Here is a 10,837-nt window from a genome sequence, read left to right as displayed (position 1 = left end):
CTCTATCCGATGCGGGCCTTCAGCCGCGCGATGACGTTGCCAACGGTTTCGCCCTCGGCACGCGCCGAGAACGTCAGCGCCATGCGGTGCTTGAGGATCGGTTCAGCCAGATCAAGCACATCGTCGATCGACGGCGTCAGCCGTCCATCGAGCAATGCGCGCGCGCGAACCGCGAGCATCAGCGACTGGCTGGCGCGGGGACCCGGTCCCCAGGCGATCAGCTTGCCGACCTCGCCGCCCTCCGGACCCGGGCGCGCGGAACGCACCAGTGAAAGGATCGCTTCCACCACCGAATCACCGACCGGCAGCCGCCGCACCAGCCGTTGCGCGGTGATCAGTACGTCAGCGGACATAGCAGTTTTGGCGAGCGTTTCCGCTGCGCCGGTGGTTTCGAACAAGATGCGCCGCTCGGCGTCGCGGTCGGGATATTCAACGTCGATCTCCATCAGGAAGCGATCGAGCTGTGCTTCAGGAAGCGGGTAGGTGCCCTCCTGCTCCAGCGGATTCTGCGTCGCCAGCACGTGAAACGGTTTCGGCAGGTCATGGCGCGCGCCGGCCACGGTGATGTGCTGCTCTTGCATCGCCTGCAGCAGCGCGGACTGGGTGCGCGGGCTGGCGCGGTTGATTTCATCGGCCATCAGCAGTTGGGCGAACACCGGACCGGAGATGAAGCGGAACGAGCGCCTGCCGGAACTGCTCTCGTCGAGCACCTCGGCACCCAGAATATCGGACGGCATCAAATCGGGCGTAAACTGGATACGCTTGGCGTCGAGCCCGAGCGTAATCCCCAAGGTTTCCACCAGTTTGGTCTTGGCAAGTCCGGGAACGCCGATCAGAAGTGCGTGACCGCCCGACAGGATCGTCACCAACGTATTCTCGATCACCCGGTTCTGACCGAAGATGACGGTAGAGATCGCGTCTTTTGCCGCGCGGATTTGCTCTGCGACCTGCTCGGCCGAACGGACGATCACGTCTTCAAGTTTCTCGACACTCTCTGCGCCAGCCATCCATCACTCCTTGCGAAACGCCATCGTTGGCGTCGTCATGTCGACAACCCCATGCTAAACTTAAGCAAAGGCCATGTATTCGTTGAATTAGACTATCCCCATCTTATCGGTATTCGGGGGGCTGAACGGCATCACGATGTGGCGACTTGATGCGAAATCCTGCCGCCACAACACGTGCACCAATCGTGCCAATCCGGATCAGACTCAGGGCAAACAATGGCGAAGCAAGGGCAGACCGCAAACCAGGGCCTCGACGGCCTCACCACGGCGGCAAAAGATGCGGCCGTCGGAAAGGGGCTGCCGCCGGTGCATTTGTGGAACCCACCGTTTTGCGGCGATCTCGATATGCGGATCGCCGGCGATGGCACCTGGTTTTATCAGGGGACGCCGATCGGGCGGCCAGCGCTGGTACGGTTGTTCTCGACCATTCTCAAGCGCGAGGATGGCAAGCACTTTCTTGTGACCCCGGTGGAGAAAGTCGGCATTCGCGTTGACGATGCGCCGTTCCTGGCGGTGGAAATGCTGCAGGAAACCGACGCACGCGGACGCCTGCTGCGCTTCCGCACCAATGTCGACGACTGGGTAGCTTGCGATTCGGCGCATCGGCTGCGATTTGAGGCCGCCTCGGACGGCGGTCTCACGCCATATCTTCATGTCCGCGCCGACCTTTGGGCCAAGGTCACCCGCGCGCTTTATTACGATCTGGTTGACATGGGTGAGGAGCGGGTGGTCGATGGTCGCGCCATGTTCGGGGTCATGTCGTCAGGCGAATTCTTTGCGATGGCGGATGCGGAGCAGGTGAGGGAAGCGCGTTGAACGAGCCGATGCTGGAGACGGATCCCGCCGGGGTGAACATCGGTTCGGCTGAGTTTTTCGACCGCGCCCGTGCGCGCCTGCGATTCGAGATTCCGCCCGGCCTGAGCGATGCCAGCATCATTCCATTGAGCGGCGATCCCGGCAATGACCGCATGCTGCAGATCATCGCGCAGGAACGGCCGATACGCCCGGCCGCGGTGCTGATTCCCGTGGTTGAACATACGGAGCCGACCGTGCTGCTGACGCAGCGTGCCGCGCATCTCAACGATCACGCCGGACAGATATCGTTCCCGGGCGGCAAGATCGACGCCACCGATGCCTCGCCGCTCGACGCCGCGCTGCGCGAGGCCGAGGAAGAAATCGGCTTGGGGCGCGAATTCATCGATCCGGTCGGCTATCTCGACCTGTATGCGACGGGGTTCGGATTCCGCATCCTGCCGACGCTGGCGCGCATCAAACCGGGGTTCACATTGCGCATCAACGCAACCGAAGTGGACGACGCGTTCGAGGTGCCGCTGGCATTCCTGATGAATCCGGTCAATCACCAGCTTCATGCCAAGGAATTTCGCGGCATCGAGCGTTCGTACTACGCGATGCCGTTTGCCGAGCGATATATCTGGGGCGCGACGGCCGGAATTCTCCGCGTGCTGTATGAGCGGATCTACCTGCCATGATCCGTCCGGCTTTGACCGAAGTCGGAATTTTCCTGATCCCCTTCGCGGTTTATGCGCTGTTTCTGGTCGCAACCCGCTCTGGCCTGATGGTGCAAACCTCGTGGCCGATGCATGTAATCGCCAAACTGGCGCTGGGCTCGCTGCTGCTCGTCGTCGTCAGTTTCATCCTGCTTGCACACTTCTCCGGTGCGCCGCCCAATTCGACCTACGTTCCCGCGCACGTCGAAAACGGCAAGTTCGTTCCCGGGGTCGAGAAATGACCATCGACCGCGTATTGCACGATGCGCCCTGGCTCAGCTCCGGCCCTGCGATGCGCGTGCTCGAACTGCTCAACGGCGATGGCGAGGAAGCGCGCGTTGTCGGCGGCGCCGTCCGCAATGCGCTTTTGCGGATTCCGGCCGGCGACATTGATATCGCGACCACCGCGTTGCCGGAAGAAGTTGTCCGGCGTTCCAAGGTGGTCGGCATCAAAAGCGTGCCGACCGGTATCGGGCACGGCACGGTGACGCTGGTCGTCGACGGGCAGCCGTTCGAGATCACGACGCTGCGGCAGGATATCGAAACGTTCGGCCGCAAGGCCAAAGTCGCATTCGGCCGCGACTGGGTCGGCGATGCGCAGCGGCGCGACTTCACGATCAACGGGCTGTCGGTTTCCTCCGACGGCACCGTGCACGATTACGTCGGTGGTCTGCAAGATATCGCCGCAAGGCGCGTGCGTTTCATCGGCTATCCGGATCGGCGTATCGCCGAAGATTATCTTCGCATCCTGCGTTTTTTCCGCATGCATGCTGCTTTCGGCGCGGGCCATCCCGATCACGTCGGATACCTTGCCTGCATTCGCGGCCGCGCCGGCCTTGCGACGTTGTCTGCTGAACGGGTGCGGATGGAAATATTGAAGCTCGTGGTCGCGAAGGGCGCCGTCGACGCGGTTGTCGCGATGGAAGATGGCGGATTGCTGCTGTCGATCTTGGGCGGCGTTGCCTATCGGGGGCCGTTTGCCAACATGATCGCCGCCGAGCGGGATTTGGGGCAAAAACCCAATGCAACTCTGAGGCTTGGCGCGCTTGGCGTGGCCACGACCGAAGATGCCAGGCGGCTTGCGATCCGGTTGCGGCTAACCAATGGCGAAACCAAGGCACTGGATTCCATGGGCCATCGCTGGTGGCGGCTTGCCGGAATGGACCAGGCGACCGCACGTCGGCGGTTGTACCGGCTCGGCGCAGCGCGCTATCGCGACCGGCTGATGCTGGCCTGGGCGCGGGCGGGCGTGGACGCCGATCCTGCGCCTTGGCGCGAGCTTGCGACGCTGCCGGAGCGCTGGAGCGCGCCGAAATTCCCGCTCAAGGCGGCGGATTTCGTCGCGCGCGGAATTTCCCAAGGCCCGGCGCTTGGCCACGTACTCACGCTGGCGGAAGATGCGTGGCTTGCGGCGGATTTTCCACTGCAGGAATCCGCTTTGACCGCGATTGCCGATCGGAGCGCGGAACGCTTTGCCCGCGATCACCGGCCGTGAACGTTATTTCCGGTTTCGCCGACATCTCGCCGCTGCAACTGGCGCTGGTTGCCGCCGTCGCTTTGGTTGCCGCGGTGGTCGGCGGCCTGGCCGGCTACGGCACCGGGGCGCTGATGCCGCTGGTATTGGTGCCGCTGATCGGCGCCGAGCCGGTGGTGCCGATCATCGCCATCTCGGCGATCTTCACCAATCTCAGCCGCTTTGCGGCGTATCTTCGCCATGTTGACCGCCACCGCGCGCTGATCGTGATTTCCGCGGCGGCAGCAACGACGGCGCTCGGCGCCTACGGATACACCCGGCTGACCAATGCCGGCGCCGCGCTCGTGATCGGCGCCATGCTGATCCTCAGCGTGCCGTTGCGGCGACTGCTCAAGCACCGTGACTTGAGGATCGGCGACGCGGGCTTGGGCATCGGCGCGGCCGGCTATGGCGTGGTGGTCGGCGGCACCTCGGGCTCGGGGGTCATTCTGCTGTCGTTGCTGATGGCGGCGGGACTCGAAGGCGCGGCCGTCATCGCAACCGACGCGGTGATTTCGGTGGCGACCAGCATTATCAAGATTTCGGTATTTGGACTGGCCGGGGTCGTCACCGCGCAGGTGCTGGCGTTCGCCTTGCTGATCGGCGCGGTGGCGTTGCCCGGCACATTTCTCGCCAGGGCGTTCGTCGAGCGCATGCCGTTGCATATCCACGCAGCGATCCTGGATGGCGCGGTGATCGCGGGAGGCGCGGTGATGGTCTCATCGGCCGCGCGGCATCTGTTTTGATTTCGCCGGTCCGAGCAGTCTTGCCAGATCAGGACCAAGGCCGACGCTGTCGAGCGCGGGTGGCGACGCGACGCGCCGATTTGAGCCCGCCGCCGCGGCAATTGCCGCACGCGTCCCGGCCTCCACCGAACACAGCACGGGGATCGGTACCGACGGCTGAATCCGCGCCGCAAGGCCTGCCAGCGCCGCGCCGCCGAGGATCACCACATCGGCGCCATCCTCCGCGGCGCAAACCATGCAGGCTGCGGCCAGTTGAGCGAGCGCGGCATCGGGGTCGCGCGCGATCCGGTCCCCGGTCGAAGCAATGGTCCGAACAGCCGCAAGCCGCGCCGCCAGTCCGAGCCACACGACGAACTCTGTCAGCATCGGACCCCATAACGCGCCGCCTGTGACGATGGCGAAGCGGCGTCCGAGGTTGCAGGCTTCAAGACACGACGCTTCGGCCATGCCGATCACCGGCACCGGCGAAATTTCCCGCAACGCGGCGAGGCCGGGATCGCCGAAGCAGGCGAGATACACGGCGTCGCAGCCGGCCGCATGCTGCGCCAGCGCGTCGAGCGCGGCATGAGCGGCAATCGCGGCCGCCGCGCGGGTCGAAATGTAGGTGGCGCCGAAGCGGCCGGTCACCGGCACGAATGTCGCGGCGGCACCGGCAATGGCGCTTGCATGGTTCGCCACCAAGGCGGTGACGGATTCGGTGGTGTTCGGATTGATCAGCAGGATGCGCAAGCTGCCGGCCTTTCGCGGGGTTGCAGATCTACGGCCATTTCACCTCGGGCGGCATCGACGACAGGATGGAATCGACATTGCCGCCGGTTTTCAGGCCGAAGATGGTGCCGCGGTCGTAGAGCAGGTTGAATTCCACATAGCGTCCGCGGCGGATCAGCTGCTCATCGCGGTCGGCGCCGCTCCAGGGCGCCCTGAAATTGCGGCGGACGATTTCGGGATAGATTTGCAGCAGGGCGCGGCCGACATCCTGGGTGAATGCGAGGTCGGCGTCCCAGTCACCGCTGTCGTGCCAGTCGTAGAAGATGCCGCCGATGCCGCGGGCTTCCTGCCGGTGCGGCAGGTAGAAATATTCGTCGCACCATGTTTTGTACTTCTCATAGGGCGCAATGGCGGCGTGGGCGTCGCATGCGGTTTTCATCGCCGCATGAAATGCAAGCGCATCGGGGTCGTCCTGGATACGGCGCCGGTCCAGCACCGGGGTCAAATCCGCTCCGCCACCGAACCATGCCTTGGTGGTGACGACGAAGCGGGTGTTCATGTGCACCGCCGGCACGTTCGGGTTGCGCATATGCGCGATCAGCGAAACCCCCGATGCCCAGAATTGCGGGTCGTCCGCGGCGCCCGGAATCTGTGCACGGAATTCGGGAGCGAATTCGCCGTGCACGGTCGAGCAGTGCACGCCCACCTTCTCAAACAGCCGCCCGCGCATCACACTCATCACGCCGCCGCCGCCGGGCTGGCCGGTATGATCGACGCGGTCCCAGGGTGTGCGCGCGAAACGCCCGGCGTCGCCGGAATAAAGCTGTGTCGGCGCCTCGTCTTCGAGCTTCTCGAATGCGGCGCAGAGTTCGTCGCGCAACTGCTCGAACCACGCCCGAGCCCGCGCCTTGCGGTGTTCCGTCTGGTCTGTCGTGGTCATTGCGGGCGCATCCCATTGTGCTGCGATCGTGTTTGCCTCAAAGCCTCCCCGAGCGCCATCGCCGCCGCCATCGCGACGTTGAGCGAACGCAGGCCGGGTTCGATCGGGATTACCAGTCGAGCGTCGGCGGCGGTAACAACTTCGTCCGGCACGCCTGCGGATTCGCGTCCGAACAACAGGATATCGCAGGCGTCATAGCGATAATCGAGATACGGATCGGCGCCCTTGGTGGAGAACAGGATCAATCGAAGATCCTTTTCGCGGCGCCATTGCTCGAATTTCTCCCAGCAATCATGACGCTGGATCGCGACCTGATCGAGGTAATCCATGCCCGCCCGGCGGAAGTGCCGGTCCGATACCGGAAAACCGGCGGGCTCGATGATATGCGCCTCGACATTCAGGCAGGCGCAGAGACGCAGGATCGTACCGGTGTTCTGCGGGATGTCGGGCTGGTACAGGGCGATATGCATTCGGGCCAAGCTCGGGATTCCAGGGGCGTCGAGGGAGTGTCGGATATGGATGATCCAGACGTCGGCATCTTCGACATGGTAATGAATGCGGTATGGGTATCCTGCGGCCAGCCGGCTGCGCAATTCCGAATTTCGCGTTGCGAAGCCCAAGATGAGGGTGCATGGCGACGGGTTCGGCGGCATTCAGAAACGCCAAACGAACCAGCAGCCGGATTTTCTTTGGCTATGTAGTCCAGAATATCCCGGAGATCGTTACGAGCACGCGGTGTAAAGCGGAGCGTCATCGGCCGCCCGGCTTGAGGAGCGCTGCGATCTCGTCTGCCGATACGAACGCGCCACGATTTGCCTGCGCTATTCCTTCTTCAATCGCAGCCAGTTCATCGTGATCCGGGTGATAAAATCCACCCTCCTGCGCCTCCGGCGCGAGCACCAACTGCGCGGCATCTTCCTGGCGCTCCGGCGAGATCAATCCGCGATCGAGAACCTGTTTTACCTGATCGCCGGTCATGGACCAAGCCTATGCCGGAACGCGCGTTGCGTATAGAGCGGCACGGCGGTGCCGGCCTGGTTACACGCCCGAGCGGGCGCCGCGGATCGCTGCGCAATCCTGCCGGATGCCGGGCTCGGAAAGCCCGGACCTGCATTGGACGAAGGCCTTTCCCGCCGCCATGAAATGTCTGGATAATCGCCGCCTTGTGCGGATTTAGTGCATTGCACGCATGCCAGCCGAGTGCGGGCTTGCGCTCGCCGGGCAAGGGTGCCAATAGAACGATTCTGGACCATGTGTTCCCGCCGGTTTTGACCGGGGCAAATGGTCGTTCTGCCGCCGCGGGGGGTCGCGGGCGCCGGCAGCCTCTCCCGGCCGTTCGCTATCCTAGCGCTGCCAGGGGCGGTTCCACCGGGTGCGGATAAGAAAGGGCTTGGAATCGTGACGACAGCGTCTTCGGCGGATGATCATCCCACGCGCCGTGATTTCCTTTTCGTGGCGACGGGAGCCGCCGCTGCGGTTGGGGCCGCATCGGTGGTCTGGCCACTGGTTGCCCAAATGAACCCGGATGCCTCGACCATCGCAGCGGGTGCGCCGATCGAAGTCGATCTGACGCCGATCGCCGAAGGGCAGGACATCAAGGTGTTCTGGCGCGGCAAGCCGATCTATATCAGCCACCGCACCAAGAAGCAGATCGAGGAAGCGCAGTCCGTCAACGTCGCCAGCCTTCCCGACCCGCAAGCCGATTCGGCCCGCGTCAAAGAGGGGCATGACGAGTGGCTGGTGGTGATCGGCATCTGCACCCATCTCGGCTGCATCCCGATCGCCCATGAGGGCAATTACGACGGCTTCTTCTGCCCCTGCCACGGTTCGCAATACGATTCCTCCGGTCGTATTCGCCAGGGTCCGGCCCCGGCCAACCTTACGGTCCCGCCATACGCCTTCGTCTCCGACAGCAAAATCAAGATCGGCTGAGGCTCCACGCCAAGGCCGAACGCGTCGCTTCATCTCCTCAGGATCGCATCATGAGCGGACCATCCACCTACCAGCCGCAAAACTCCGTCATCGCGTGGATCGAGCGGCGGCTGCCGATCTTCGGCCTCGTCCACGCATCGTTCGTGGCTTACCCCACGCCGCGCAACCTGAATTACTGGTGGACGTTCGGCGGCATTCTCTCGCTTATGCTGGCGGTGCAAATCGTGACCGGCATCATCCTGGCCATGCACTACACGCCGGAAGCCACCATGGCTTTCAATTCGGTCGAAAGCATCGTGCGTGACGTGAATTACGGCTGGCTGCTGCGCAATCTGCACGCCAGCGGCGCGTCGATGTTCTTCATCGCCGTCTACATCCACATGTTCCGTGGCCTGTATTACGGGTCATACAAGGAGCCGCGTGAAATCCTCTGGATCCTCGGCGTGATCATCTACCTGCTGATGATGGCGACCGGCTTCATGGGCTATGTGCTGCCGTGGGGCCAGATGAGCTTCTGGGGCGCCACCGTCATCACTAACCTGTTCTCGGCAATCCCCTATATCGGCGAAAGCATCGTCACGCTGCTGTGGGGCGGTTATTCCGTCGGCAACCCGACATTGAACCGCTTCTTCTCGCTGCATTACCTGCTGCCGTTCGTGATCGCCGGCGTGGTGGTGCTGCACGTCTGGGCGCTGCACGTCTCGGGCCAGAACAATCCGGCCGGTGTCGAGCCGAAGACGGAAAAAGACACCGTGCCGTTTACGCCCTACGCGACCATCAAGGACGCGTTCGGCATGGCGTGCTTCATCATCTTCTATGCCTGGTTCGTGTTCTACATGCCGAACTATCTCGGCGACGCCGACAACTACATCCCGGCCAATCCCGGCGTGACGCCGGCCCATATCGTGCCCGAATGGTATTACCTGCCGTTCTACGCGATGCTGCGCAGCATTCCGAACAAGCTCGGCGGCGTGATCGTCATGTTCGGCGCCATCGTGATATTGGCGTTCCTGCCGTGGCTCGACAGCGCCAGGACGAAATCGTCGAAATATCGCCCGCTGGCCAAGCAGTTCTTCTGGATTTTCGTCGTCGTGTGCGTGCTGCTCGGCTGGCTCGGCGGCAAGCCGCCGGAAGGCATCTACGTGATCGCCGGGCGCATCCTGACGTTCTGCTATTTCGCCTATTTCATCATCGTGCTGCCGCTGCTGAGCCGGATCGAAAAGCCGCGTCCGGTGCCGAATTCCATCGCCGACGACGTGCTGGCCAAGACCGGCACGTTGAAGACGCCGATGGTTTCCACGGTGATCATGCTGGCGGTTGCCGGCGCACTGGTCGCCGGAAGCCTGCAGACCGCCAGGGCGGAGGACCATCAGGATACGCCGCCGTCGCAAAAGTGGTCGTTCGCCGGCCCGGTCGGTAAATACGACCGCGGCGCCCTGCAGCGCGGCTACAAGGTCTATAAGGAAGTCTGCTCGACCTGCCACTCGATGAACCTGCTGTCGTTCCGCAATCTCGCCGATCCCGGCGGGCCGGGATTCTCCGCGGCGCAGGCCTCGGCCGTGGCCTCTGAATACAAGATGAAGGACGGTCCTAATGATGCCGGCGACATGTTCGAGCGGCCGGGCCGGCTGGCCGACAAGTTTCCCGCGCCGTTTGCGAACGAAAATGCTGCACGCGCAGCCAATGGCGGCGCACTGCCGCCCGACCTGTCGCTGATCGCCAAAGCGCGCTCTTACGCGCGGGGTTTTCCGAAGTTCGTCTTCGACTTTTTCACCCAGTTCCAGGAGCAGGGACCGAATTATATCTATGCCTTGCTGCACGGCTACGTTGATCCGCCAAAGGATTTCAATCTGCCGGAAGGATCGTATTACAACGTGTTTTTCCCGGGCCATGCCATCAAGATGCCGAAACCGCTCTCGGACGACCAGGTCACCTATGACGATGGCTCGCCGCAGAAGCTCGACCAGTATGCCCATGACGTCGCGACATTCCTGATGTGGACGGCCGAGCCGCACCTGGAAGACCGCAAGCGGATGGGCATGCAGGTGATGATCTTCATGATCATCTTTGCCGGACTGTTGTACTTCACGAAGAAGAAAGTCTGGGCCAACGCGCATTGAGCGGGCCGGCATGTAGCGCCATACGCGGGCCCCCGCGTATCCATCGATCAATGACTCATTTCGCAAACTGATGGACGGCCGGGTCAGGCCCTGCTGGATTCACACCTCTCGGCCGTCATGGCCGGGCTTGACCTACCATACGCACACATCTCGCCGTCATTGCCCGGGCTTGACCCGGCAATCCATCCCCTTCGAAACGACTGTTCCGAAGATGGATGGATACGCGGGTCAAGCCCGCGTATGACGGGATGTGTGAATCCAGCAGGGCTCGTCCCGGCCATCCACGTCTTTGCTCCACATCAGAAAGAAAGACGTGGATGCCCGGCACAAGGCCACGGCTGTCCGGTTCATTGAAAGTATAGT

At 63.0% G+C, this 10,837-nt stretch carries 12 protein-coding genes; 7 read left to right on the top strand and 5 right to left on the bottom strand.

Annotated elements, in window-relative coordinates:
* Positions 1–2: 2 nt before the first annotated feature.
* The gene (locus ACFE72_RS21280) at positions 3–1,007 is read right to left on the bottom strand and encodes an AAA family ATPase (RefSeq protein ID WP_375415106.1); all 1,005 of its coding nucleotides are present in this window, start codon (positions 1,005–1,007) and stop codon (positions 3–5) included.
* A 216-nt stretch (positions 1,008–1,223) separates the two neighbouring features.
* On the opposite strand from ACFE72_RS21280, the gene ACFE72_RS21275 reads away from it, so the two are divergent.
* Genes ACFE72_RS21275 through ACFE72_RS21255 form a run of 5 tightly spaced genes read left to right on the top strand, consistent with a single transcriptional unit; the run spans position 1,224 to position 4,774 of the window.
* Positions 1,224–1,823 carry a DUF1285 domain-containing protein gene (locus tag ACFE72_RS21275; RefSeq protein ID WP_375415105.1) on the top strand — a complete coding sequence of 200 codons (600 nt, stop codon included), beginning with the start codon at positions 1,224–1,226 and terminating at the stop codon, positions 1,821–1,823.
* 8 nt (positions 1,824–1,831) lie between these two features.
* Positions 1,832–2,497, top strand: a complete 666-nt coding sequence (locus tag ACFE72_RS21270) for a CoA pyrophosphatase (protein ID WP_375415118.1) — start codon at positions 1,832–1,834, stop codon at positions 2,495–2,497.
* A complete protein-coding gene (locus tag ACFE72_RS21265; protein ID WP_375415104.1) occupies positions 2,494–2,757 on the top strand; it encodes a DUF6111 family protein in 264 nt (87 codons plus the stop codon). Before ACFE72_RS21270 ends, ACFE72_RS21265 begins: the two co-directional genes overlap by 4 nt.
* Complete coding sequence (locus tag ACFE72_RS21260; protein WP_375415103.1) at positions 2,754–4,010, top strand: CCA tRNA nucleotidyltransferase; 1,257 nt, start codon at positions 2,754–2,756, stop codon at positions 4,008–4,010. Before ACFE72_RS21265 ends, ACFE72_RS21260 begins: the two co-directional genes overlap by 4 nt.
* Positions 4,007–4,774, top strand: a complete 768-nt coding sequence (locus ACFE72_RS21255) for a TSUP family transporter (protein WP_375415102.1) — start codon at positions 4,007–4,009, stop codon at positions 4,772–4,774. The genes ACFE72_RS21260 and ACFE72_RS21255 overlap by 4 nt, the downstream gene beginning before the upstream one ends.
* Here ACFE72_RS21255 and ACFE72_RS21250 read toward each other — a convergent pair.
* From ACFE72_RS21250 to ACFE72_RS21235, 4 genes are all read right to left on the bottom strand, one after another.
* A complete protein-coding gene (locus ACFE72_RS21250; protein WP_375415101.1) occupies positions 4,748–5,503 on the bottom strand; it encodes an aspartate/glutamate racemase family protein in 756 nt (251 codons plus the stop codon). The genes ACFE72_RS21255 and ACFE72_RS21250 overlap by 27 nt on opposite strands.
* A 28-nt stretch (positions 5,504–5,531) precedes the next feature.
* The gene (gene hemF / locus ACFE72_RS21245) at positions 5,532–6,422 is read right to left on the bottom strand and encodes an oxygen-dependent coproporphyrinogen oxidase (protein WP_375415100.1); all 891 of its coding nucleotides are present in this window, start codon (positions 6,420–6,422) and stop codon (positions 5,532–5,534) included.
* Positions 6,419–6,892: a tRNA (cytidine(34)-2'-O)-methyltransferase gene (locus tag ACFE72_RS21240; protein WP_375415099.1), complete on the bottom strand. Its 474-nt coding sequence runs from the start codon at positions 6,890–6,892 to the stop codon at positions 6,419–6,421. The genes hemF and ACFE72_RS21240 overlap by 4 nt, the downstream gene beginning before the upstream one ends.
* A 280-nt stretch (positions 6,893–7,172) precedes the next feature.
* The gene (locus ACFE72_RS21235) at positions 7,173–7,400 is read right to left on the bottom strand and encodes a hypothetical protein (RefSeq protein ID WP_375415098.1); all 228 of its coding nucleotides are present in this window, start codon (positions 7,398–7,400) and stop codon (positions 7,173–7,175) included.
* Positions 7,401–7,820: 420 nt separating this feature from the next.
* Between ACFE72_RS21235 and petA the strand changes: the two genes are divergently transcribed.
* Together petA and ACFE72_RS21225 are read left to right on the top strand one after the other, a co-directional pair.
* Complete coding sequence (gene petA / locus ACFE72_RS21230) at positions 7,821–8,354, top strand: ubiquinol-cytochrome c reductase iron-sulfur subunit (RefSeq protein ID WP_375415097.1); 534 nt, start codon at positions 7,821–7,823, stop codon at positions 8,352–8,354.
* A gap of 50 nt (positions 8,355–8,404) precedes the next feature.
* A complete protein-coding gene (locus ACFE72_RS21225) occupies positions 8,405–10,474 on the top strand; it encodes a cytochrome c1 (protein WP_375415096.1) in 2,070 nt (689 codons plus the stop codon).
* Positions 10,475–10,837: the final 363 nt, after the last annotated feature.

Origin of the sequence: uncultured Bradyrhizobium sp., from assembly GCF_964252615.1 — a bacterium.
Taxonomy (GTDB): Bacteria; Pseudomonadota; Alphaproteobacteria; order Rhizobiales; family Xanthobacteraceae; genus Bradyrhizobium.
This window is presented reverse-complemented; position numbering and strand designations above follow the sequence as displayed.

Coding starts and splice junctions, on each gene's coding strand:
- ACFE72_RS21280 (WP_375415106.1), bottom strand. CDS start 1,007: ATGGCTGGCGCAGAGAGTGTCGAGAAACTTGAAGACGTGATCGTCCGT.
- ACFE72_RS21275 (WP_375415105.1), top strand. CDS start 1,224: ATGGCGAAGCAAGGGCAGACCGCAAACCAGGGCCTCGACGGCCTCACC.
- ACFE72_RS21270 (WP_375415118.1), top strand. CDS start 1,832: ATGCTGGAGACGGATCCCGCCGGGGTGAACATCGGTTCGGCTGAGTTT.
- ACFE72_RS21265 (WP_375415104.1), top strand. CDS start 2,494: ATGATCCGTCCGGCTTTGACCGAAGTCGGAATTTTCCTGATCCCCTTC.
- ACFE72_RS21260 (WP_375415103.1), top strand. CDS start 2,754: ATGACCATCGACCGCGTATTGCACGATGCGCCCTGGCTCAGCTCCGGC.
- hemF (WP_375415100.1), bottom strand. CDS start 6,422: ATGACCACGACAGACCAGACGGAACACCGCAAGGCGCGGGCTCGGGCG.
- ACFE72_RS21240 (WP_375415099.1), bottom strand. CDS start 6,892: ATGCATATCGCCCTGTACCAGCCCGACATCCCGCAGAACACCGGTACG.
- ACFE72_RS21235 (WP_375415098.1), bottom strand. CDS start 7,400: ATGACCGGCGATCAGGTAAAACAGGTTCTCGATCGCGGATTGATCTCG.
- ACFE72_RS21225 (WP_375415096.1), top strand. CDS start 8,405: ATGAGCGGACCATCCACCTACCAGCCGCAAAACTCCGTCATCGCGTGG.